This window comes from Mesorhizobium sp. M0145, assembly GCF_040322355.1.
Lineage (GTDB): Bacteria > Pseudomonadota > Alphaproteobacteria > Rhizobiales > Rhizobiaceae > Mesorhizobium.
This window is the reverse complement of record NZ_JAMYTK010000010.1, coordinates 1-23,571: the sequence shown is the minus strand read 5'-3', so window position 1 is coordinate 23,571 and position 23,571 is coordinate 1. Positions and strand designations below refer to the sequence as shown.

Sequence of the window (23,571 nt, the reverse complement as noted above, 5' to 3'; positions counted from 1 at the left end):
ACCGGCTTGGGCGATTCGTTGCCGATCACGCTACCACATGGTCTCCCTGTATTCCTCGTCCAGCCAGCGGTCGGTCGCCTCGGCCGAATCGGCGAGCGCCAACTGGTCGCGCAGGATCTGGCCGAGCGTCGGCAGCGTCGCGCGGTCGTACCAGCTCTCCGGCTTCCACAATTCGGAGCGCATGAAGGCCTTGGCGCAATGCATGTAGGCGGCCTTGACCGTCACCACGACGACGCTTTGCGGTGCCTTGCCGTCGACCGCCAGCCGCTCACGCAATGCCGCATCGACGGTGATGCGGGCATCGCCATTGACACGCAGCGTTTCGTTCATGCCGGGAATGAGGAAGAGCAGCCCGATCGAGGGATTGAGAAGGATGTTCTCCAGCGTGTCGAGCCGGTTGTTGCCGGGACGGTCGGGGATGACGATGGTCTTCTCGTCGAGCACTGTTACGAAGCCCGGCCTGTCGCCCTTGGGCGTCACATCGGCATTGCCGGCGCCGTCGGACGAGCCGATCAGCACGAAAGGGCTCTTGCCGATGAAGGAACGGCAGTGGCCGTCCAATGCCTTCAGTTCCTTGCGGATCGAGCCGTCAGTCGGCCGAGGCGTCTTGTAGATCGTCCTCAACTCGTCGCGTGTGGTGATGAATTCCATGCCCCTCTCCTCTTATTCTGACGCAATTCCCTAGGGAAAGCGCTACGCGCTTTTCCCGGGAAAACCGCTACACACTTTCCTGGAATTGCTCTATTTGCCGGCCTTCTCTTCCTTGCCGGTCTTGTCCTCGAGCGAATGGCGCAGGATCAACGGCATTTGGCTTAACGTGAAGACAAGGGTAATGGGAATCGTGCCCCAGACCTTGAAATAAAGCCAGGCTTCCTCAGAAAAGTTGCGCCACACGACCTCGTTCAGCGCAGCCAGAAAAAGGAAGAAGAGCCCCCATCGGAAAGTGAGCTTGCGCCAGCCTTCGGCGTCGAGATTGAAGGCGGAATCAAAGACATAGCCCAACAGCGATCTGCCAAACGCCAACCCGCCAAGCAACGTGATGCCGAACAGGCTGTTGATGATTGTCGGCTTCATGAAAGCGAAGGTCTTGTCCTGCAGCCACAGCGCCAGCGCGCCAAACACAAACACCACGATGGCCGAGACCAATGGCATGATCGGCCAGCTGCGCGTCAAAATCCACGAAACGCTGAGCGATAGCGCCGTCGCCACCATAAAGAACGCTGTGGCAATCAGGATAGGCTCGCCGATATGGCCGAGGATCGGAAACTTCCCGACAAGCCACGCGCCGCGGATGGTGGTGAAAAAGAACACCAGGCCAGGCCCGAGTTCGAGCAGGAATTTCAGGCCGGGGTTCAATGCCTTGCGGCGCGGATCGGACAGGTCGCGTTCGAGGATGGGTGGGCTCATAGGGTCCTTCTTACGCATGATTCAATCCAAAAAGCCTGCAACTTTTTGGGATCATGCTCGTCAAGCCACGCCAGCGATCGCCCTGGCGAATTCGCTTGCGGAAAAGGGTTCGAGGTCGTCGACCTGTTCGCCGACGCCGATGAAATAGACCGGCAATTTGTGCTTTGCCGCGATCGCCACCAGAATACCGCCGCGCGCCGTGCCGTCCAGCTTGGTCATCACCAGGCCGTTGACGCCGGCGACATTGCGGAAGATCTCGACCTGGTTGAGCGCATTCTGGCCGGTGGTGGCATCGACCGTCTGCAGCACGGTGTGCGGCGCTTCCGGATCGAGCTTGCCCAGCACCCGGACGATCTTTTCCAGTTCCGCCATTAGTTCGGTCTTGTTCTGCAGCCGCCCGGCGGTGTCGATGATCAGCACGTCGGAGCCGGCCTCCTTCGCGCGCTCGAATGCATCGTAGGCGAGGCCGGCGGCATCGGCGCCGAGCTTCGAGGCAATGACCGGCGAGTTGGTACGCTCGCCCCAGATCTTCAGCTGCTCGATCGCGGCTGCGCGAAAGGTGTCGCCGGCGGCGAGCATCACCGAGAGGCCGCCATCGGTGAGCTTTGCGGCGAGCTTGCCGATGGTCGTGGTCTTCCCGGTGCCGTTGACGCCGACCACCAGGATGACATGCGGCTTGTGGCTGAGGTCGAGCTCCAACGGCATGGCGACGTGGGTCAGCACCTTCTCAACCTCGGCCGCCATGATGGCCCGGACTTCGGTGTCGGAGACGTCCTTGCCGTAGCGGCTGGCGGAGAGCGCGTCGGTAACGCGCAAAGCCGTCTCCATGCCGAGATCGGCGCGGATCAGCACATCCTCCAGGTCCTGCAGCGTGTCCTCGTCAAGTTTCCGCTTGGTGAAGACGCCGGCGATGTTGCCCGACAACTCCTTGGAAGAGCGGGCAAGCCCGTCTCGCATGCGCTGGAACCAGGAGCGCCTCGGCGCCGGTTCGGGCGCCTTCTGCGGCTCGGCTTTCTGCTCGACCTTCTTGGTTACGGTGACTTTGCCGGGGGCGGGCTTTGGCTCCGGCGCTGGTTGCGGAACGGCTTCTGGCTCGGGCTTTACCTCCCCCTCGATGGGAGGGTGGGGCGCCGGCACGACCTCCGGTTCGGGCGCGATCTCGGTCAAGATCGGTTTCGTCTCGGCCGGCGCTGGCTGGCGGATCGGGGGCGGTATTTCGGCGGGCGGGACTTCGCGCGCTTGCGCCGCTGAGGGAGCCTCGGTGGGCACTACCGGCACTTCGACGGGTGCAGGTTCTGGCTGGGAGGGGACGATTTCTGGCTGCTGCGGCTCGGCCCGGATCTCCTCCGGTTCCTCAGCAGGCGTTTCCGGCTCGGGTGGAATGGTCGGCGGCGGCTCAGGCTTCTGCGATTCCGGCGCCGGTTGGGGTGCCGGAGGCAACTCTGGTTCGACTGGCGGTGGAGGTACGGCTTCGACTTCGGGTCGCGACACGTCGCGTTTCAAAAACTCCGGGACGGCCTGCTCGGCGGCCGGTTTCAGCGCCTCCAGTTCGTCCCATTTGATCGGCGGCAGCGGTGCGGTCTCGTCGGGCCGCTCCTCGACGACTTCCTTCTTGCCGAACGAAAATATCTTCTTGAAAAACCCAGCCATGTCTTGCGTTCTCAGGCGGCGCGGGCGGCAAGCGGCGCGGCGATCAGTCGGATACCGTCATGGCCGGCGATATCAGCCTCGACGATGTCGCCCGGAGCGCCGGCAGAGACCGCGGCCAGCGTAAACCCTTCGGTGCGGCCAAGGCCGTCACGCTCGACCAGGATCGACTGATGCGTTCCAGCGAGCGAGGCAAGATGGCGGCGATAGGCGGCCTCGCCGGCGGCGCGCAGGCGTGCCGCGCGTTGCTTGACGACGTCGCGGCGGAGCTGCGGCATGCGCGCGGCGGGCGTGCCCTGGCGCGGCGAAAACGGAAAGACGTGGAGATGCGTCAGGCCGCATTCCTCGACGATCTCCAGCGAGTTTTCGAACATGGCGTCCGTCTCGGTCGGGAAGCCGGCGATGATGTCGGCGCCGAAAACAATGCCGGGGCGCAGTTTGCGCACATCCTCGCAAAAGCGGATCGACTGGTCGCGGCTGTGCCGGCGCTTCATCCGCTTCAGGATCATGTCGTCACCCGATTGCAGCGACAGATGCAGATGCGGCATCAGCCTCGGCTCGGTGGCGATGGCGTCCAGCAGATCGTCGTCGGCCTCGATCGAATCGATGGAGGACAGCCGCAGGCGTTTCACGTCGGGCACCTGCTTCAGGATGGTTTTGACCAATTTGCCGAGCTTCGGTGCGCCCGGCAGATCGGCGCCAAAACTGGTCATATCGACACCGGTCAGCACGATCTCGGCATAACCATTGCCGACGAGTCGCTTGATCTGCTCGACCACGGCGCCCATCGGCACCGAGCGCGAATTGCCGCGACCGTAGGGAATGATGCAGAAGGTGCAGCGGTGGTCGCAGCCGTTCTGCACCTGGACAAAAGCGCGCGCCCGGCCCTCGATGGCGTCGACCATGTGGGCGGCCGTCTCGCGCACCGAAAAGATATCGTTGACGCGCGCCTTCTCAGTGTCGTTGACGCCGAAATCCGGCAGCGCGCGATAGGAATGCGCCTTCAGCTTTTCCTCATTGCCGAGGACGAGATCGACCTCGTCCATGGCGACGAAATCCTGCGGGCCGGTCTGCGCGGCGCAGCCGGTAACGATGATGCGGGCAGCCGGGTTCTCACGGCGGGCTTTTCTGATCGACTGCTTGGCCTGGCGTACAGCCTCGCCGGTGACGGCGCAGGTGTTGAAGATGATGGCACCGCCTTCGAGCCCGCCGAGGCCCGCACTTTCGGCTTCACGCCGCATCACCTCGGATTCATAGGTGTTCAGCCGGCAGCCGAAGGTGACGACCTCGATACCCTTGTTGCCAAGAGGAGCCATCAGGCGGCGCTTTCGGTGTCGCGCGCCCACGCCCCGGTCGACGGATCGAAGCTGCCGGAAAATTCCCATTCGGCGGCACCGGTCAGGATGACGTGGTCGTCGTCGCGCCACAAAACATGCAGCGAGCCGCCGCCGGGCGTCATCAGCGTGACGCCGCGGCCGGTACGCCGGGTGCGGGACGCGGCGACCACAGCGGCGCAAGCAGCCGTGCCGCAGGCCTTGGTCAGGCCGGCGCCGCGCTCCCAGGTGCGGATGACCATGGTCTCCGGCGAGGTCACCTGCGCGATGGTGATGTTGGCGCGCTCGGGGAAGATCGGGTGGTTTTCGAGCAACGGGCCGAAGCGCTCGAGCTCGTACGACCAGACGTCGCGGTCGACCCAGAAGATGGCGTGCGGATTGCCCATCGAGACGACCGACGGCGAATGCAGCACCGGGGAATCGATCGGACCGATCTGCAGCTCGATCATGCGGGTGTCGCGGAATTCCTCGGCCAGCGGGATGTCCTGCCAGCCAAAGCGCGGCCTGCCCATGTCGACCGAGATCATTCCGTCGGCATGTTCCTCGGCATTGAGGATGCCGGCGACTGTTTCAAAGGCAAATGTCTTCTGGCCGGTCTCGGCGGCGAGCGCCTGGACGACACAACGCATGCCGTTGCCGCAGGCTTGCGCCCTGGTGCCGTCGGAATTCAAGATGTCGATGAAAAAGGCGGTGCCCGGCGTCCTGGGGTCGTGGATCGCCATGATCTGGTCGAACCTGGTCGCCGCATCGGCATTAAGCGCGACGGCTGCCGCAGGCGTCACGCGATCGGCACGGCCACGCATATCGGCAACGATGATTTCGTTGCCGATGCCGTTCATCTTGGCGAAAGGGGCCGCGCTTGCCATCGATCGAAAGGTCTCTTGCCGGTTTGGCGCCTATATGGCGGATAGCGGCAGAAATTACCAGCGCGGCGTGATTTTCAAGTCACCGCGAAGACGCCAAGCACGATCAGCAGGAAGATGATCAGCACGATGCCGATGAGGATGCGCGCGCCGGTGGCGGCGGCTCCGGCCAGTGCCGGCATGCCGAGCAGGCTCGCCGCGGCCGCGATAATCAAAAGAATGATGATCCACCTGATCATGAGATTACCTCGCAGCCGACAGGTTTGAACACGTACAAACGCTTCAGCGAGGCCTTGGGTTCCGCCGGCGGTGGCTGGGGCGGGTCGGAGAACCCGGCTGGGATATGCAGCTACGGATGCAATGTGTCATAGTATTGAATGATCCAAACGACGTGTTAGCTGGCACATGAGCTGCGGCCGGCGGATAGGAAAGTCGGGACTTGCATATTTGAGTCTCGACGGCTTGGTAAAATTTCCAATGACCGAGCGTTGGGACACAATCATTATTGGTGGCGGCCAGGCGGGGCTCGCCATGAGCTACTATCTTCAACAACATGAACGTGAGCATGTTGTGTTGGAACGCGCTCGTATTGCCGAACGCTGGCGGACGGAGCGTTGGGATTCGCTCCGATTTCAATTCATCAACCAGGCAATAGAGCTTCCTGGGCTTTCTTATCAGGGCCCCGAACCGGAGGGGTTCGCCCATCACACCGCTGTCACGCGATTCATCGAGCACTATGCGGCCAAAATTGCAGCTCCGGTTCGCCAGGGTGTCGAGGTCACGAGGCTCCGGCACAGGGATACCGGCGATTATGCATTGGAGACAAACACCGGCAGCATGAGAGCCCGCAATGTCGTAGTGGCGACGGGCCCGTTCCAGCGTTCGATGGTACCGGCGGCCGCCAGGGATTTGCTTCGATCCGTTTACCAGGTTCACGCTTCGAACTACCGCAGCCCCGACGAACTTCCCCCCGGAGCGGTGCTGGTGGTGGGCAGCGGCGCATCTGGAAGCCAGATAGCCGATGAGCTCCAGCAATCCGGGCGCAATGTCTATCTTTCGGTCAGCCCCCATCGTCGGGTGCCTCGGCGCTATCGCGGCAAGGATGTTTTGTGGTGGTTCGACAAAATGGGACGTTTCGAGATCACCATCGACAGTTTCCCGGAGCAGCGGTATCCCCCCTCGACGGTCGTAACCGGTGTCAATGGCGGTTACGATATGAACGTCCGCCGTTTTGCCCGCGATAGCGGAACGGTGCTGGGACGTGTGCTCGGATACGCCGATGGAAAACTGTTGGTGGCCGGGGATGCCTCGCAGATATTGGCTGAAGCCGATAGGTCCTATGACGATTTTGTCTCCGCTGCAGGCGTTGGCAGAGAAACCTGAAGTCGCGGACCACATCAGCGATGGCAATGAACGCTCAGCAACGCCAATCCTGGCGGAAGTCGGCGGCGCCCGGTCAGTGGATATCTCCGGCGAGAACGTCAGCTCGGTTATCTGGGGGACGGGATACCTCTTCGACTACAACTGGATAGATTTGCCAATTTTCGATTCGCGCGGTGCACCCGTTCAACAGCGTGGCGTGACGGCTTTTCCTGGCCTGTATTTTCTTGGCCTCCATTGGATGCATACCTTTGGCTCTGGCCTTCTCTCATATGTAGGCCGCGACGCCGCCCACATAGCCAGGTGTATGGAAGCCTTGGGTTCGCCTGCGCCGTCAGGCCGGTCGCCGGGCTAGACCGCCGGCACGTCCCAGACTTCGCCCGGCCGCAAGGCGCGAAAACGTTGCCGCGGCAGGCCGGCAGCATCGAGCGCTTCGCCGAGCTTTCTGGGCGGCTCGTCGATCGGCTCGTTGGTGAGCCGGAACGTGCCCCAGTGACAGCCGGCGGCATAGGCGGCGTTGCACAAAAGCATGCCTTGCACCGCCTCCTCCGGATCCTGGTGATGTGGCGCCATGAACCAGCGCGGCTCGTAGGCGCCGATCGGCAGGATGGCGAGGCGGCGTGCTTTTGCGCCATCAGCCGGTAATTGATGCCACCGTGGAAGCCGGTATCACCGGCGAAATAGATCTTTGCGTCGGGTGTCTCGACGACGAAACCCGCCCACAGTGCCATGCGCCGGTCGCGAGTACCGCGGGCCGACCAGTGGTGCACCGGCTCGACATAGACGGCGACGCCATCGCCGATATCGACCCGGTCGCCCCAGTCATGCGCGGAAAGCCGCATACGGGGCACGGCAGCGCCGATGATCGTGTCGTTGCCGAGCGGCGTCAGCAGCAGCGGGTCGTGTCTTGTCTTCAGGCGCTTCAGCGTGGCGAGGTCGAGGTGGTCGTAATGGTTGTGGCTGACCAGCACGAGGTCGATCGGCGGCAAATGCGAAAAGGCGATGCCCGGCGGATTGACGCGTTTCGGACCGGCGAAGGAGAGCGGCGAGACGCGTCGCGACCAGACCGGGTCGGTCAGGATGTTCAGGCCGGCTGTCTGGACGAGCAGCGAGGAATGACCGACCATGGTGAGGCGCAGCGCAGAACCATCGATGCGCTCGACCGGTCTTGCCGGTGGAAACGGGCTCGGATCCGCCGCCGGCCATTTCGAGCGCTCGCGGCTCAATTGCCATTTCAACAGATCGGCAAAGCGACCCGGCGGCCGTCCGTTGGGATTGAAGAACAAGGTGCCGTCGAAATGATCGCTGGGCGGCCCGCTGTAATAGCGGTTGGCGGCTCTCTTTCTCGCGGCCAAGAAATCGGCTCCCTGCAGTTTGCTGATCCCAAGAGATAATGCCGGAGCCGGCCCGCACAAGCATTTGAGGTGAACGCCAAGGATTTGGCGCCAGCGCGCCGTATCGCATCAACCGGAGGTGCCGGCCAAACGGCCAAGGCGTAGCGCAATTCAGGCAAAGTGCATTTTGCGACAAATTTGCAACATTAGCGGCGCAAACCGTATTTTAACCATATCGGGTTGAAATTTCGCCACCTTCTCCATCTTGGTGAGGGGGACATTGCGCGGACGGCATCCCCAGCCCGATCCGACGGAGGTTGAAGAATGAAATTTTCGAAAACCGGCCTGCTGGCCGTATCGCTGGCCGTGCTCGTTGCGAGCGGCTGTTCAACCTCACGGTTCTCATCGATGGACGAGCAGCAGCCGGCGCCGCTGGAAGCTGCGCCCGCCGGCAAGGTGACTGCAAACCAGCTGCCGCCACCGGCGACACCCGGCCCGGCCGACCCGTCGAAATTTCCGACCGCGCCGCAGAACACCCAGATCGCCTCGCTGCCGCCCGACGGGACGGCGCCGGCCGGTGCGGCCGATCTGACCGCGTCCAGCGTCGCCGGTGTGTGGAAGGCAAGCGTGTCCGGCCAGAGCTGTCAGGTGGCGACGCCGCAGACCAAATTCGGCTCGGGCTATCGCGCCGGACCGCTGCATTGCCCGGCGCCGCTCGACGGCATCAAATCCTGGAACGTCGCCGGCAAACAGCTGACGCTCTTTGACGAGAATGGCGGCACGCTGGCACGGCTCTATTCTTCGGGCGGCGAGAAATTCGACGGCCAGACTTCCAACGGCCTGCCGATCTCGCTTACAAGGTAAGTGAACCGCCCTCTATTTGTTACGCAATTCCGGACAGAAAACCGTTATACATTTTTCCTGGAATTGCCTCTTTTGTTTTTACGCAATTCCGGACAGAAAACCGCTACACACTTTTCTTGGAATTGCTCCGGAACGACGTGACCAATGCATCTGCGTGACGGCCTCCAGACCCATGCGACCGTCAAGCAGCGCTATGACCATCTGGTCGAGACGGGCGCCATCGGGCGCGATCCGGCGCAGGAGCGGATCGCCGCTGCGCTCGACCGGCTGATCGAAGAGATATCGGCAAAGCGGCTGGCGCAGAAATCAAGCGCGCTGGGGTGGTTGTTCGCCCGCAAGCGCGAGGTGCACGAGGCGGTCAAGGGCCTTTATATCCATGGCGGCGTCGGCCGCGGCAAGACCATGCTGATGGACATGTTTTTCGAGCTGCTGCCGGTGCGGCGCAAGCGCCGGGTGCATTTCAACGACTTCATGGCCGACGTGCAGGACCGCATCCAGAAGCACCGGCAGGCTCGCAAGAACGGCACGGCCAAGGAGGACGACCCGATCCCGCCGGTGGCGCGCGCGCTGGCCGAGGAAGCCTGGGTGCTATGCTTCGACGAGTTCTCCGTCACCGACATCGCCGATGCGATGATCCTGTCAAGGTTGTTTTCGGCGTTGTTTGCCAATGGCGTGGTGCTGGTTGCCACTTCCAATGTCGCGCCGCAGGATCTCTACCGCGACGGCCTGAACCGTCAGTTGTTTTTGCCGTTTGTCGCTATCCTGGAGCGCCACGCGCAGGTGCTGGCGCTTGACGCCGACAAGGATTACCGCCTCGACAAGCTCAGCCGCATGCCGGTCTACGTCACCCCGGCCGATGCCGCCGCCGACCATGCGCTCGACGACGCGTGGGCGGTGATGACACATGGCAGGCCGACGGTCGAGACGATGCTGACGGTGAAGGGCCGGCACGTCATGGTGCCGCGGGCTGCAGGGGAGGCTGCGCGGTTTTCCTTCGCCGATCTCTGCGAGAGGCCGCTCGGCGCCCGCGACTATCTTGCCATTGCCGCCCGCTTCTCGACCATCTTCATCGACCATGTGCCGGTGCTCGGCGAAGGCAAGCGCAACGAAGCCAAGCGCTTCATCCTGCTGGTCGATACGCTCTACGATCATCATGTACGGCTGGTGATGAGCGCCGCGGCACCGCCGGCGCAGCTCTATACGGCCAAGCGCGGCAACGAAGTCTTCGAGTTCGAGCGCACCGCATCGCGGCTGATCGAGATGCAGAGCCACGACTGGCTGGAGGACTGGGCGGAGAGGCACAAGGAAAAGCGCTTGCAAAACGAGGCCGAGCAACGCCCGACCAGCCAGGTTCCGTGATGGCTCATGAGGCCAATAGAGACCGCGCCTTAGGTGCTCTAGTCGGGCTGGCTGTGGGAGATGCCGTCGGCACCACATTGGAGTTCGCCGAACGCGACAGCAGGCCGCCCCTTACCGACATGGTGGGCGGTGGGCCTTTCGGCCTCGAACCCGGAGAATGGACGGACGACACTTCGATGGCGCTTTGCCTCGCCGATTCTCTTATCGCCAGCAAAGGCGAAGTCGTACCTCGCCATCTGCTTGCGAACTTCGGTTCGGCGTGAATTCCGTGACCGGCGAATGTTTCGACATTGGCGGCGCGACGAGAGCTGCGCTGCGGGCGTTCGAGTTGTACGGTACGGTCGAGAACAATGAGGCAGAGCATCTCCAGGCCAACGGCTCGATCATGCGGCTTTCACCAGTCGTGCTGTGCGCCACAAGCCGCGATCAGGCATGTGCTCTGGCTCTCGCACAGGGCAGGACCACTCATGCTGCGCCGGTTCCTCAAAAATGCTGCGAACTTCTAGCGGGATTTCTCTGGGATATTGTCGAAACTGGCGTTCTTCCCCAAAGCGTAAAGGCAAAGGACGATCGCGCTCGTAGCGATGTGGTCAGCACCGGCCATGCTCCCGCTACGATCGACGCCGCCTGCTGGAGCGTTGCAACGACGACGGACTTCAAATCTGCGGTGCTGGCCGCGGCCAATCTCGGCGACGACGCCGATACCGTCGGTGCCGTGACCGGCCAGTTGGCCGGTGCGCTTTACGGGCTCTCGAGAATTCCCCCCGACTGGCTCGAAAAGCTTGCTTGGCTGGACGACATCCAGCGGCGGGGCGAGGATTTGTGGCGGCTTCGCGGGCTGGCGGCCTGATCTCCACACGGCCAAGCGCGGCAACAAGCTCTCCGCGCACCGCCTCGCGGCTGATCGAGATGCAGAGCCGCGACTGGCTGGAGGATTGGGCGGAAAGGCACAAGGGGAAGGGATCGTCGCTGGAGGCGCGTCAGGCGAAGGGTTAGAGCGTTATTTCAAAAACCGAAAGGCAGTGTTCCGTCACACCCCCTCTGTCCTACCGGACATCTCCCCCTCAAGGGACCCTCACGGGGGAGATCGGACGTCACGCCGGTCTTCGCCAATCTCCGTTGATACAAAAGGGCGAAGCGCCGAAGCTGCCAATCTCCCCCCTTGAGGGGGAGATGTCCGGTAGGACAGAGGGGGGTACTGGCCCGCCGACACCAAAAATCTAAAGTCGGTACACATACATCACAAAATCCTCCGCCGGCCCATGCGGCTCTTTTCGCGACTCGTAAAGTGCGCGAGCAGCAACATTGTCCGGCTCGGTGCCGACCCACGCCTCCTCACAGCCATGCTCGCGACCGAGTGCGAACATGGCGCCGAGCATCCTCGTCGCAATGCCCTGGCGTTGAAAGGCCGGCGCCACGCCGACCTCGTCTATGTAGAGTTCGCTCACCTTGTCCGGGTGGCGGTGGATGACGGCTGCGCATTGGCCAACGACGATGCCGTCGGCGAGGGCCACGACCATGAAATGACAGGGCTCCGCGAGATAGGCGGAGAGCCGATCCGGCCTGACCGGCTCGTCGAAGACTTCATCGGCAACCCGCATCACAAGGGCGTCATCGTCAGGAAACAGCCTTCTGATTTCCAGTGCCATTGTGTAGAATTCCTCTAGCCGGCTTCAGAATTTTGACGTTTACGTAACTCCCATTGTTTCTAACCGATTGAAATTACTCACTCCAAAATAATCGTTTGAATTTTTGTGCGGCCGGGGCTATTGCGTGCGGCGAATTTCGCGGTTCCGCAGCATTCCGGCCTCTTCCTCCGACGCCGTCATCAAATCGTCAAGGATTTGGGCGCCGTCATAGTCAAAGGGAAAATATCCTGACATGGCACGCAACAAGATAGCGCTCATCGGCTCGGGCATGATCGGCGGCACCCTCGCCCACATGGTCGGCCTCAAGGATCTCGGCGACGTCGTGCTGTTCGATATCGCCGAAGGCATCCCGCAAGGCAAGGGACTGGACATCGCGCAGTCGTCGCCGGTCGATGGGTTCGACTCGAGGCTGACCGGCGTCAACGACTATGCCGGCGTCGAGGGCGCGGATGTCTGCATCGTCACCGCCGGCGTGCCGCGCAAGCCCGGCATGAGCCGCGACGATCTTCTAGGCATCAATCTGAAGGTGATGGAGCAGGTCGGCGCCGGCCTCAAGAAATACGCGCCGAAAGCCTTCGTCATCTGCATCACCAATCCGCTCGACGCCATGGTCTGGGCGCTGCAGAAGTTTTCCGGCCTGCCCAAGAGCCATGTCGTCGGCATGGCCGGCGTGCTCGACAGTTCGCGCTTTCGTTATTTCCTGGCCGAGGAATTCAAGGTCTCGGTCGAGGACGTCACTGCCTTCGTGCTCGGCGGCCATGGCGATTCCATGGTGCCGATGATCCGCTATTCGACGGTTGCCGGCATCCCGCTGCCCGACCTCGTCAAGATGGGCTGGACCTCGAAAGAGCGGCTCGACCAGATCGTGCAGCGCACCCGCGACGGCGGCGCCGAGATCGTCGGCCTGCTCAAGACCGGTTCTGCCTTTTATGCGCCGGCCGCCTCGGCCATCGCCATGGCCGAAGCCTATCTCAAGGACAAGAAGCGGGTGCTGCCCTGTGCGGCGTACCTCTCCGGCCAATATGGCGTCAAGAACACCTATGTCGGCGTTCCCGTGGTGATCGGCGCCGGCGGCGTCGAGCGGATCATCGAGATCGAACTCGCGAAGAACGAGCAGAAGATGTTCGACAGTTCGGTCGCAGCGGTGCAGGGCCTGTGCGATGCCTGCGTCAAGATCGCTCCGCATCTCGCGGCCAAATAAGCCGGCAACCAAGCCCGCCAAGCAAGCTGGAGACATAGCGCATGAACATCCATGAATATCAGGGCAAGGCGCTGCTGAAGGGCTTTGGCGCACCGGTGGCCGAGGGCGTGCCGGTGTTCAAGGCGAGCGAGGCGGAGGCCGCCGCCAAGGCGCTGCCCGGCCCGCTCTATGTGGTCAAGAGCCAGATCCATGCCGGCGGCCGCGGCAAGGGCAAATTCAGGGAGCTCGGCGCCGATGCCAAGGGCGGTGTCAGGCTGGCAAAGTCGGTAGCCGAGGTCGTCGCCAATGCCAAGGAGATGCTCGGCCACACGCTGGTCACCAAGCAGACCGGCCCGGCCGGCAAGCAGGTCAACCGGCTCTATATCGAGGACGGCGCCGACATCGAGCGCGAGCTCTATCTGTCGATCCTGGTCGACCGCTCGGTCGGGCGCGTCGCCTTCGTCGTCTCGACCGAGGGCGGCATGGACATCGAGGCGGTCGCCCACGACACGCCGGAAAAGATCATTACCGTCGCCATCGACCCGGAAAAAGGCGTGACGGCCGACGATGTGAAGAAGCTCAACGCCGCGCTGAGACTCGACGGCGACGCCGCCAAGGATGGCGCCACGCTGTTCCCCATCCTCTACAAGGCCTTTGTCGAGAAGGACATGAGCCTGCTCGAGGTCAACCCGCTGATCGTCATGAGGAGCGGCCGGCTGCGCGTTCTCGACGCCAAAGTGTCGTTCGACAACAATGCGCTGTTTCGCCACCCCGACGTGCTCGAATTGCGCGACACCACCGAAGAGGACGAGAAGGAGATCGAGGCGTCGAAATACGACCTCGCCTATGTCGCGCTCGACGGCAATATCGGCTGCATGGTCAACGGCGCCGGCCTTGCCATGGCAACGATGGACATCATCAAGCTTTACGGCGCCGAGCCGGCCAACTTCCTCGATGTCGGCGGCGGCGCGTCGAAAGAAAAGGTGACGGCGGCGTTCAAGATCATCACCAAGGATCCGGCGGTCAAAGGCATTCTGATCAACATCTTCGGCGGCATCATGAAATGCGACATCATCGCCGAGGGCGTGATCGCCGCGGTCAAGGAGGTCGGCCTGCAAGTGCCGCTAGTGGTGCGGCTGGAAGGCACCAATGCCGAGCTCGGCAAGAAGATCATCAACGACAGCGGGCTGAACGTGGTGTCGGCAGACGATCTCGACGATGCAGCCAAGAAGATCGTCGCGGCGGTGAAGGGCGTCTGATGCAGCGGATGCTGGCCCTAGCGCTGACCGGCATGGCCCTTTGGGCCAGCGCTGCTGCGGCCGCGGATAGTTCGAAGTCGCCCGCGTGGATCGGCAAGAGGGTCAATCTCTTCATGAACTTATGTCCGGCAACGGCGCCCAGCTTCGGCCGGTTCAACGCGGTTGCCCGGCAAAGCGGGTTCAAGGCCGGATCCGACGGGCTGCAAGTCTACAAGGCTACGGAGATCGTTGCCTCAATCAAGAGTTCGAACGGTCGCTGCGACTGCCTGGTCTCCTTCGGCACCAACGATCCGAAGCTGGCCGCCAACATGATCCTGAAAAGGCTTCTGACCAAATATGGCAGCAGTTTCCAAGCCGATGATGACCCCAGGTCCCTTGGTGAATTGAGAACGTCTGGCGGCAATTTATCGGTGCAGATCGTGACGATCCGGCGCGCCGGGGGCCGATGGATCGGTGCTGTCGTTCACGGAAACCAAAAATGCCCAGCTTGAAAACAGAACTTCAGGGTCAAGGTCGATAGGCGATGCCTCCGCACAAGATAAACCTCGTCGAGGCGGCGGATCAGAAGATCAAGAAGGTCTTCGATCCGCATATCGCCGGCGACGTGAACGACAGCCAGGTCAAGATCGCCAAGTTCGGCGACGTCTTCGACTGGCACGCGCATGACAATGAGGACGAGGCGTTCCTGGTGCTGCGCGGGCGCATCGCCATCGATTTCCGCGACGGCACGGTGGAGCTTTCCAGCGGCGAGTTCATTGTCGTGCCGCGCGCCGTCGAGCACCGGCCGCGCTCGCTAAGCGAGGAGCCGGTGGTGCTGATGTTCGAGCCGGCAACGACGCTCAACACCGGCAATGCCAAAAGCGACCTTACCGTCGCCGAGCTGAAGCGGTTGTGACCATGAGCGCGCGGCCTTCCCCGATCAACGGTTTTTGAAAAGGACCACCATGTCCATTCTCGTCGACAAGAACACCAAGGTGCTGGTGCAGGGCCTGACCGGCAAGACCGGCACGTTCCACACCGAACAGGCGCTGGCCTATCACGGCACAAAGATGGTCGGCGGCATCCACCCCAAGAAGGGCGGCGAAACCTGGACCGGCGCCAAGGGCGAAGCGCTTCCGATCTTCGCCACCGTAGCCGAAGGCAAGGCCAGGACCGGCGCCAACGCTTCGGTCGTCTACGTGCCGCCGGCGGGTGCTGCGGAAGCGATCCTGGAAGCGATCGAGGCCGAGATCCCGCTGATCGTCTGCATCACCGAGGGCATACCGGTGATGGACATGATCAAGGTCAAGGCGAGGCTCGACCGCTCGACGTCGCGGTTGATCGGCCCCAACTGTCCAGGCGTCCTGACCCCGGACGAATGCAAGATCGGCATCATGCCCGGCAACATCTTCCGCAAGGGCTCGGTCGGCGTTGTTTCGCGCTCGGGAACGCTTACCTATGAGGCGGTGTTCCAGACCACCAATGTCGGCCTCGGCCAGACCACCGCCGTCGGCATCGGCGGCGATCCGGTCAAAGGCACGGAGTTCATCGACGTGCTGGAGATGTTCCTCGCCGACGACGAGACCAAGTCGATCATCATGATCGGCGAGATCGGCGGATCGGCCGAGGAAGACGCCGCGCAGTTCCTCAAGGACGAGGCAAAGCGCGGCCGCAGCAAGCCGATGGCCGGCTTCATCGCCGGGCGCACCGCACCGGCGGGCCGCACTATGGGCCATGCGGGCGCGGTCATCTCCGGCGGCAAGGGCGGCGCGGAAGACAAGATCGCGGCGATGGAATCGGCCGGCATCAAGGTTTCGCCATCGCCGGCCCGGCTCGGCACGACGCTGGTCGAGGCGATCAAGGGTTAGGGGAGTATGGGAGTACGGGAATAGGGGAGTAGGGAACAACACGAGGGCATTTGCCCTACTCCCTTACTCCCCTATTCCCTTACTCCCCTCCAACAAAGGAGACGAAGCAAAGGCTTCGACAGTGACATGGCAAGACAAGATCAGGCCAACGACCAGTTTTCGCTTACCTCTTTCCTCTATGGCGGCAATGCCGATTATATCGACGCGCTCTATGCCGCTTACGAGGACGATCCCGCTTCAGTCGATCCCGAATGGCAGGACTTCTTCGCGGCGCTGAAGGATGACGCCGGCGACGTGCGCAGGAACGCCAAGGGCGCCTCTTGGGCCAAGCCCTCCTGGCCGATGCAGGCCAATGGCGAGCTGGTCTCGGCGCTGGACGGCAATTGGGGCCTGGTCGAAAAGCACATCGAAAAGAAGGTCAAGGACAGGGCGGTCGGCAACGGCGCAGCGCTTTCCGACGCCGACGTGCATCAGGCGACGCGCGATTCCGTCCGCGCCATCATGATGATCCGCGCCTTCCGCATGCGCGGCCACCTGCACGCCAATCTCGATCCGCTGGGCATTGCCAAGCCGCTGGAGGATTACAACGAGCTGTCGCCGGAGAATTACGGCTTCACCGAAGCCGACTACGACCGGCCGATCTTCCTCGACAATGTGCTCGGGCTGGAATTCGGCACCATCCGGCAGATGCTCGATATCCTGACCCGGACCTATTGCTCGACGCTCGGCGTCGAATTCATGCATATTTCCGATCCCGAGGAGAAGGCCTGGATCCAGGCGCGCATCGAGGGCACCGACAAGGAGATCTCCTTCACCGCAGCCGGCAAGAAGGCGATCCTGCAGAAGCTGGTCGAGGCGGAAGGCTTCGAGCAGTTCATCGACGTCAAGTACAAGGGCACCAAGCGCTTCGGCCTCGATGGCGGCGAGTCGCTGATCCCGGCGCTGGAGCAGATCATCAAGCGCGGCGGCCAGCTCGGCATGAAGGAGATCGTGCTCGGCATGGCGCATCGCGGCCGGCTGAACGTGCTGTCGCAGGTGATGGCCAAGCCGCACCGCGCCATTTTCCATGAGTTCAAGGGCGGCTCCGCCGCGCCCGACGAGGTCGAGGGCTCGGGCGACGTGAAGTACCATCTCGGCGCCTCGTCGGACCGCGAGTTCGACGGCAACAAGGTGCATCTGTCGCTGACCGCAAATCCTTCGCATCTGGAAATCGTCGACCCGGTGGTGATGGGCAAGGCGCGCGCCAAGCAGGACTATCTGTTCGGCCGCAGCCGCGAGGAGATCGTGCCGCTGGAAGAGCGCGCCAAGGTGCTGCCGCTGCTGTTGCATGGCGACGCGGCCTTTGCCGGCCAGGGCGTGATTGCCGAAATCCTCGGCCTGTCGGGCCTGCGCGGCCACCGCGTCGCCGGCACGCTGCATTTCATCATCAACAACCAGATCGGCTTCACCACCAACCCGCGCTTCTCGCGCTCGTCGCCCTATCCGTCCGACGTGGCCAAGATGATCGAAGCGCCGATCTTCCACGTCAATGGCGACGATCCGGAAGCCGTGGTCCATGCCACCAAGGTGGCGATCGAATTCCGCATGAAGTTCCACAAGCCTGTCGTGGTGGACATGTTCTGCTATCGCCGGTTCGGCCATAATGAGGGCGACGAGCCGGCCTTCACCCAGCCGATCATGTATCGCAAGATCCGCAACCAGAAGACGACCATGCAGATCTATGCCGACCGGCTGATCGCGGAAGGCCACATCACCCAGGCCGAGCTCGAAAAGGTGAAGGCCGATTGGCGGGCGCATCTCGAGCAGGAATTCGAGGTCGGCCAGCACTATAAGCCGAACAAGGCGGATTGGCTGGACGGCGCCTGGTCCGGCCTGCGCTCGGCCGACAACCAGGACGAACAGCGGCGCGGCAAGACCGCCGTGCCGGTCAAGACGCTGAAGGAGATCGGCAAGAAGCTGACCGAGGTGCCGAAGGATTTCGAGGCGCACAAGACGATCATCCGCTTCCTCGACAACCGCCGCCAGGCGATCGAGTCGGGCGAAGGCATCGACTGGTCTACGGCCGAGGCGCTGGCCTTCGGCGCCATCCTGCTCGACGGCAATCCGATCCGGCTGTCCGGCCAGGATTCGGAGCGCGGCACCTTCTCGCAGCGCCATTCCGTGCTCTACGACCAGCGCGACGAGACACGCTACATCCCGCTCAACAATCTGTCGGCGGCGCAGGCCGGCTTCGAGGTCATCAACTCGATGCTGTCGGAAGAGGCCGTGCTCGGCTTCGAATATGGCTACTCGCTGGCCGAGCCGAAGGCGCTGACGCTGTGGGAAGCGCAGTTCGGCGACTTCGCCAACGGCGCCCAGGTGGTCTTCGACCAGTTCATCTCGTCGGGCGAGCGCAAATGGCTCAGAATGTCGGGCCTCGTCTGCCTGCTGCCGCATGGCTACGAAGGCCAGGGCCCCGAGCATTCGTCGGCCCGGCTCGAGCGCTTCCTTCAGCTTTGCGCCGAAGACAATATGCAGGTCGCCAACGTCACGACGCCAGCCAACTATTTCCACATACTGCGCCGGCAGTTGAAGCGGGACTTCCGCAAGCCGCTGATCCTGATGACGCCGAAGTCGCTGCTGCGCCACAAGCGGGCGGTATCGACGCTGCCGGAGATGTCGGGCGAAAGCGCCTTTCACCGGCTGCTGTGGGACGATGCCCAGCTGCTGTCGGGCCAGGCCATCAAGCTCACCAAGGATTCGAAGATCCGCCGTGTCGTGCTCTGTTCGGGCAAGGTCTATTACGACCTCTACGAGGAGCGCGAGAAGCGCGGCATCAACGACATCTATTTGCTGCGCGTCGAGCAGCTCTATCCGTTCCCGGCCAAGGCGCTGATCACCGAACTGTCGCGCTTCCGCAATGCCGAGATGGTGTGGTGCCAGGAGGAGCCCAAGAACATGGGCGCCTGGTCGTTCATCGATCCGTATCTCGAATGGGTGCTGGCGCATATCGACGCCAAGCATCAGGGGGTGCGATATACCGGCCGGCCGGCCGCCGCCTCGCCGGCGACCGGATTGATGTCGAAGCATCTCGCCCAGCTTGCCGCCTTGCTCGACGACGCGCTTGGTGAATAGAACAGAACCGAAAGAAACGGACAGGCACAATGGCAACCGAAATCCGCGTCCCGACACTTGGTGAATCCGTCACCGAGGCGACCATCGGCAAATGGTTCAAGAAGGTCGGCGACGCGATCGCCGCCGATGAGCCGCTGGTCGAGCTCGAAACCGACAAGGTGACGGTGGAAGTGCCGGCCGCCACCGCGGGCACGCTCAGCGAGATCGCCGTCAAGGAAGGCGAGACGGTCGGCGTCGGCGCACTGCTCGGCACGATTTCGGCAGGCGCCGGCGCGGCAGCCAATTCCGCCGCTCCGGCAACGAAGCAGGAGGCGGTGTCGCAGGCTTCGGCTCCGACTGCGGCCTCGAGCGTCAAGCAGGCCGCTGCCGAGACGGCCAAGATCGCCGGCGACGCCGGCGCGATCGAGACGCGCACCATGCCGCCGGCACCGTCGGCAGCAAAGCTGCTGGCCGAGCACAATCTCGCAGTCGACCAGGTGTCGGGCTCGGGCAAGCGCGGCCAGGTGCTGAAAGGCGACGTGCTCGACCTGATCGCCAGGGGCGCACCGTCGCAGCCGGCAGAAATGCCGAAGGCCGCGCCTGTACCGGCACCCGTTGCCGCGCGCGCGCCATCCTCGGCCGACGATGCCTCGCGCGAGGAGCGCGTGCGCATGACCAAGCTGCGCCAGACCATCGCGCGCCGCCTCAAGGAAGCGCAATCGACCGCCGCCATGCTGACCACCTTCAACGAGGTCGACATGAGCGCGGTGATGGCGCTGAGGAGCAAATACAAGGACGTGTTCGAGAAGAAGCACGGCGTGAAGCTCGGGTTCATGGGCTTCTTCACCAAGGCCGTCACCCATGCGCTGAAGGAGATCCCGTCGGTCAATGCCGAGATCGACGGCACCGACATCATCTTCAAGAACTACGCGCATATCGGCGTTGCCGTCGGTACAGAGAAAGGCCTTGTCGTGCCGGTTGTGCGCAATGCCGACCAGATGTCCATCGCCGAAATCGAGAAGGACATCGGCAGGCTGGGGCTTGCGGCGCGCGACGGCAAGCTCTCCGTCGCCGATATGCAAGGCGGCACGTTCACGATTTCCAACGGTGGCGTTTACGGGTCGCTGATGTCGACGCCGATCCTCAATGCGCCGCAGTCCGGCATTCTGGGTATGCACAAGATCCAGGAGCGGCCGGTGGTGGTCGGCGGCCAGATCGTCATCCGGCCGATGATGTATCTGGCGCTATCCTACGACCACCGCATCGTCGACGGCAAGGAAGCGGTGACCTTCCTGGTGCGGGTCAAGGAAAGCCTGGAGGATCCTGAGCGGCTGGTGCTCGACCTCTAGGGGCGGCCGACGTGAGCCGGAGCATCGATCTGCGCCGCCGGATGAGTTCGTCTCGTTTCCGGTCCGGTTTGTTTGTCACAATCTGCGCACTCGGCGTGCAGACGGTCTCCGCGGCCCTCGCCGCCTGCCCGCTCGAGCTCGCCGTCTATGGCGATCCTGAAAACGCCGCCGAGATCGATTTCAGGCCGACCGGCGAGTCGGCCGCCGTCACCAACAGCTTCAAGATGGTGCTCGACAAGGGCGTCGTGCTCGACGGCATCGTCATGTGGACCGAGGGCGCGGCGCAGCCGCATGGCTCGCTGATGTACAAATGCCCGGCCGGCGACGTCACCGGCGACGAGCTCGCCGCCTGCACCGTGTGGGAGGGCGTCATCTACACTGCCGACGACCAGGGCAATATCGCGTTGCTGCCGGGCGAAGGAAAGGATGCGCCGAAGAAGCTGATCTTGCCTGACTTGGGAGCGTCGTTGCAGATGTCGGCGGCCTATGGCGCCAACGGCTTTTCCAAGGTGCCCTGGGACGTCTTTGCCCTGAAGGGATGTCAGGAATGAGCGCGAGCGGAAAGATCCTGCTGGTGACCGGCGGCAGCCGCGGCATTGGTGCCGCTACATGCAGGCTTGCCGCCAAGGCCGGCTATCGCATTGCGGTCAATTACGCGTCGAATGCAAAAGCCGCCGAAGCGGTGGTCGCCGACATCGAGGCCGCTGGCGGAGAAGCCTTCACAGTCAAGGCCGATGTCGGCAGCGAGACGGACGTATTGGCCATGTTCGAGGCTGTCGATGGCCGTTTCGGTCGGCTCGACGCGCTCGTCAACAATGCCGGCGTGGTCGACCAGAGCGCGTGCGTCGACGAGCTTAGCGCTGCAAGGCTGGAGCGCATGATGCGCATCAATGTGATCGCGCCGATGCTTTGCGCCCGCGAGGCGGTGAAGCGGATGTCGACCAGGCATGGCGGCAAGGGCGGCGCCATCGTCAATGTTTCTTCGATCGCGGCAAGGCTTGGCGGGCCGGGTCAATATGTCGACTACGCCGCCTCCAAGGGCGCGGTCGATTCCTTCACCATCGGGCTTGCCCGCGAAGTGGCCGGCGAAGGCATTCGTGTCAACGCGGTCAGCCCGGGCATCATCGACACCGAAATTCATGCCTCCGGCGGGCAGCCGGATCGCGTCGAGAGAATGCGCAAGGTGGTGCCCATGCAGCGCGTCGGCACCGCCGAGGAAGTCGCGGCCGCAATTCTCTGGCTGCTGTCGGACGAGGCGTCCTACACAACAGGCGCCAATCTGGAAATCGGCGGCGGCCGCTAAAGCAAAAGGGACAGTATCATGGCCTATGACGTCGTTATCATCGGATCGGGACCAGGCGGCTACGTCTGCGCCATCAAGGCGGCGCAGCTCGGTCTGAAGACGGCGGTAGTCGAAAAGAACCCGACCTTCGGCGGTACCTGCCTCAACATCGGCTGCATCCCGTCAAAGGCGCTGCTGCACGCGTCCGAGATGTTTGCCGAGGCCGGCCATTCCTTCGAGGCGCTCGGCGTCGAGATCGGCGCGCCCAAGCTCAATCTTGGGAAGATGATGGCACACAAGGATGCGACGGTGACGGCCAATGTCAATGGCGTCGCCTTCCTGTTCAAGAAGAACAAGATCGACAGTTTTCGTGGCACCGGCAAGGTAGTTGCGGCCGGCAAGGTGTCGGTGACCTCCGATGACGGCAAGGTCGAGGAGATCGAGACCAAGAACATCGTCATCGCCACCGGCTCCGACGTCGCCGGCATTCCCGGCGTCAAGGTCGATTTCGACGAGAAGGTGATCATATCGTCGACCGGCGCGCTGTCGCTGGACAAGGTGCCGGGCCATCTGGTGGTGGTCGGCGGCGGTGTCATCGGTCTGGAACTCGGCTCGGTATGGGCGCGGCTCGGCGCCAAAGTCACCGTGGTCGAGTTCCTTGACACCATCCTGGGCGGCATGGATGGCGAGGTCTCCAAGCAATTCCAGCGCCTGCTGTCGAAGCAGGGCTTTGAATTCAGGCTGGGCGCCAAGGTGACCGGCGTCGCCAAGGCCAAGAAGGGGGCGACGGTCACCTTCGAGCCGGTCAAAGGCGGTGCGGCCGAGACGATCGAGGCGGACGCGGTGCTGATTTCGACGGGACGACGGGCCTATTCGGACGCTCTCGGGCTGAAGGAGACCGGCGTCGACGTCGATGAGCGCGGCCGGGTCAAGACCGACGGCCATCTCAGGACCAACGTGCCTGGCATCTATGCCATCGGCGATGTCATCGCCGGGCCGATGCTTGCACACAAGGCTGAGGACGAGGGCGTGGCGGTGGCCGAAACCATCGCCGGCCAGGCCGGTCATGTGAACTATGACGTGATTCCGAGCGTCGTCTACACCACGCCGGAAATCGCCTCGATCGGCAAGACCGAAGAAGAATTGAAAAAGGCCGGCGTCGACTACAAGGCCGGAAAATTCCCGTTCAGCGCCAATGGCCGCGCGCGCGCCATGCTGCACACCGACGGCTTTGTGAAAATCCTGGCCGACAAGGCCAGCGACCGTGTGCTCGGCGTCCACATCGTCGGCTTCGGCGCCGGCGAGATGATCCACGAGGCGGCCGTGCTGATGGAATTTGGCGGCTCGTCGGAAGACCTAGCCCGCACCTGTCACGCCCATCCGACAATGTCGGAAGCGGTGAAGGAGGCGGCACTGGCGACGTTCTTCAAGCCGATCCATATCTGAGCGGTTGAATCGCAGGCGACGGTGGCGATTGGCGAAAGCGGGGCTGATAGCCAATCTCCCCCCAAGTGGGGGAGATGTCCGGCAGGACAGAGAGGGGCGCGAAGGAGATAGTGTGCTGGAGGTTCTGCAAAAAGTTTTGGAGAGAGAACGGCGCCTGCTCTGAGGGGCGAGCGGCCATGGCACGGTGGTGACATTGCGATCACCGATTCCCGTGGAAGGGGAAGTGCCATGACCAATCGAGACGTTAGACTGAGCAGAGGCGAGTTGAAAGCGTTGCT

Annotated in this window: 21 protein-coding genes and 2 pseudogenes; 15 read left to right on the top strand and 8 right to left on the bottom strand. The window is 62.9% G+C overall.

The window, feature by feature from the left end:
- Positions 1-30: 30 nt before the first annotated feature.
- From NKJ28_RS16250 to NKJ28_RS16225, 6 genes are all read right to left on the bottom strand, one after another.
- On the bottom strand, positions 31-651 hold the full coding sequence (locus NKJ28_RS16250) for a pyridoxamine 5'-phosphate oxidase family protein (protein ID WP_023679807.1): 621 nt from the start codon (positions 649-651) through the stop codon (positions 31-33).
- Positions 652-741: 90 nt separating this feature from the next.
- Positions 742-1,407, bottom strand: a complete 666-nt coding sequence (locus NKJ28_RS16245; protein ID WP_023679806.1) for a septation protein A — start codon at positions 1,405-1,407, stop codon at positions 742-744.
- A 60-nt stretch (positions 1,408-1,467) separates the two neighbouring features.
- Positions 1,468-3,057, bottom strand: coding sequence for a signal recognition particle-docking protein FtsY (gene ftsY, locus NKJ28_RS16240; RefSeq protein WP_352636451.1), 1,590 nt, complete (start codon positions 3,055-3,057; stop codon positions 1,468-1,470).
- 11 nt (positions 3,058-3,068) lie between these two features.
- On the bottom strand, positions 3,069-4,370 hold the full coding sequence (mtaB, locus tag NKJ28_RS16235; protein WP_031212717.1) for a tRNA (N(6)-L-threonylcarbamoyladenosine(37)-C(2))-methylthiotransferase MtaB: 1,302 nt from the start codon (positions 4,368-4,370) through the stop codon (positions 3,069-3,071).
- Complete coding sequence (gene dapF / locus NKJ28_RS16230) at positions 4,370-5,254, bottom strand: diaminopimelate epimerase (protein WP_352593776.1); 885 nt, start codon at positions 5,252-5,254, stop codon at positions 4,370-4,372. Before dapF ends, mtaB begins: the two co-directional genes overlap by 1 nt.
- A gap of 74 nt (positions 5,255-5,328) precedes the next feature.
- The gene (locus NKJ28_RS16225) at positions 5,329-5,490 is read right to left on the bottom strand and encodes a DUF1328 family protein (RefSeq protein ID WP_031195454.1); all 162 of its coding nucleotides are present in this window, start codon (positions 5,488-5,490) and stop codon (positions 5,329-5,331) included.
- A 238-nt stretch (positions 5,491-5,728) separates the two neighbouring features.
- On the opposite strand from NKJ28_RS16225, the gene NKJ28_RS16220 reads away from it, so the two are divergent.
- Both NKJ28_RS16220 and NKJ28_RS16215 read left to right on the top strand, forming a co-directional pair.
- Positions 5,729-6,634 carry a flavin-containing monooxygenase gene (locus tag NKJ28_RS16220; RefSeq protein WP_352636450.1) on the top strand — a complete coding sequence of 302 codons (906 nt, stop codon included), beginning with the start codon at positions 5,729-5,731 and terminating at the stop codon, positions 6,632-6,634.
- Positions 6,591-6,986 carry an NAD(P)/FAD-dependent oxidoreductase gene (locus NKJ28_RS16215; RefSeq protein WP_352636449.1) on the top strand — a complete coding sequence of 132 codons (396 nt, stop codon included), beginning with the start codon at positions 6,591-6,593 and terminating at the stop codon, positions 6,984-6,986. The genes NKJ28_RS16220 and NKJ28_RS16215 overlap by 44 nt, the downstream gene beginning before the upstream one ends.
- Here the strand turns inward: NKJ28_RS16215 and NKJ28_RS16210 are convergent.
- Positions 6,983-7,986: pseudogene (locus tag NKJ28_RS16210) on the bottom strand (MBL fold metallo-hydrolase). The gene NKJ28_RS16215 and the pseudogene NKJ28_RS16210 sit on opposite strands and share 4 nt — an antisense overlap.
- Before the next feature lie 303 nt (positions 7,987-8,289).
- Between NKJ28_RS16210 and NKJ28_RS16205 the strand changes: the two are divergent.
- From NKJ28_RS16205 to NKJ28_RS16190, 3 genes and pseudogenes are all read left to right on the top strand, one after another.
- Positions 8,290-8,829, top strand: coding sequence for a protease inhibitor Inh/omp19 family protein (locus NKJ28_RS16205; RefSeq protein WP_352636448.1), 540 nt, complete (start codon positions 8,290-8,292; stop codon positions 8,827-8,829).
- A 144-nt stretch (positions 8,830-8,973) separates the two neighbouring features.
- Positions 8,974-10,188: a cell division protein ZapE gene (zapE, locus tag NKJ28_RS16200; protein ID WP_352636447.1), complete on the top strand. Its 1,215-nt coding sequence runs from the start codon at positions 8,974-8,976 to the stop codon at positions 10,186-10,188.
- A pseudogene (locus NKJ28_RS16190) lies at positions 10,188-11,038 on the top strand (ADP-ribosylglycohydrolase family protein). Before zapE ends, NKJ28_RS16190 begins: the two are co-directional and overlap by 1 nt.
- Before the next feature lie 370 nt (positions 11,039-11,408).
- Here the strand turns inward: NKJ28_RS16190 and NKJ28_RS16185 are convergent.
- Positions 11,409-11,837 (bottom strand): GNAT family N-acetyltransferase, encoded by a 429-nt coding sequence (locus NKJ28_RS16185; RefSeq protein ID WP_352636444.1) that lies wholly within the window; start codon positions 11,835-11,837, stop codon positions 11,409-11,411.
- A 232-nt stretch (positions 11,838-12,069) separates the two neighbouring features.
- Here NKJ28_RS16185 and mdh point away from each other — a divergent pair, with 232 nt between their 5' ends.
- From mdh to lpdA, 10 genes are all read left to right on the top strand, one after another.
- Positions 12,070-13,038: a malate dehydrogenase gene (mdh, locus tag NKJ28_RS16180; protein ID WP_352636443.1), complete on the top strand. Its 969-nt coding sequence runs from the start codon at positions 12,070-12,072 to the stop codon at positions 13,036-13,038.
- Positions 13,039-13,079: 41 nt separating this feature from the next.
- Positions 13,080-14,276, top strand: a complete 1,197-nt coding sequence (sucC, locus tag NKJ28_RS16175; RefSeq protein WP_352578097.1) for an ADP-forming succinate--CoA ligase subunit beta — start codon at positions 13,080-13,082, stop codon at positions 14,274-14,276.
- Positions 14,276-14,767, top strand: coding sequence for a hypothetical protein (locus NKJ28_RS16170; RefSeq protein WP_352578098.1), 492 nt, complete (start codon positions 14,276-14,278; stop codon positions 14,765-14,767). Before sucC ends, NKJ28_RS16170 begins: the two co-directional genes overlap by 1 nt.
- Positions 14,768-14,799: 32 nt before the next feature.
- Complete coding sequence (locus NKJ28_RS16165) at positions 14,800-15,171, top strand: cupin domain-containing protein (RefSeq protein ID WP_023679793.1); 372 nt, start codon at positions 14,800-14,802, stop codon at positions 15,169-15,171.
- A 49-nt stretch (positions 15,172-15,220) separates the two neighbouring features.
- On the top strand, positions 15,221-16,123 hold the full coding sequence (gene sucD, locus NKJ28_RS16160; protein ID WP_352450172.1) for a succinate--CoA ligase subunit alpha: 903 nt from the start codon (positions 15,221-15,223) through the stop codon (positions 16,121-16,123).
- Positions 16,124-16,249: 126 nt separating this feature from the next.
- Positions 16,250-19,237 carry a 2-oxoglutarate dehydrogenase E1 component gene (locus tag NKJ28_RS16155; protein WP_352636442.1) on the top strand — a complete coding sequence of 996 codons (2,988 nt, stop codon included), beginning with the start codon at positions 16,250-16,252 and terminating at the stop codon, positions 19,235-19,237.
- Positions 19,238-19,266: 29 nt separating this feature from the next.
- The gene (odhB, locus tag NKJ28_RS16150; RefSeq protein ID WP_352636441.1) at positions 19,267-20,565 is read left to right on the top strand and encodes a 2-oxoglutarate dehydrogenase complex dihydrolipoyllysine-residue succinyltransferase; all 1,299 of its coding nucleotides are present in this window, start codon (positions 19,267-19,269) and stop codon (positions 20,563-20,565) included.
- 11 nt (positions 20,566-20,576) lie between these two features.
- On the top strand, positions 20,577-21,116 hold the full coding sequence (locus NKJ28_RS16145) for a hypothetical protein (RefSeq protein WP_502898228.1): 540 nt from the start codon (positions 20,577-20,579) through the stop codon (positions 21,114-21,116).
- Entirely contained in the window at positions 21,113-21,868 is a 756-nt protein-coding gene (locus NKJ28_RS16140; protein WP_352570008.1) for an SDR family oxidoreductase, read from the top strand. The genes NKJ28_RS16145 and NKJ28_RS16140 overlap by 4 nt, the downstream gene beginning before the upstream one ends.
- An 18-nt stretch (positions 21,869-21,886) precedes the next feature.
- Complete coding sequence (gene lpdA, locus NKJ28_RS16135) at positions 21,887-23,293, top strand: dihydrolipoyl dehydrogenase (RefSeq protein ID WP_352570007.1); 1,407 nt, start codon at positions 21,887-21,889, stop codon at positions 23,291-23,293.
- The last annotated feature ends 278 nt before the right edge of the window (positions 23,294-23,571 follow it).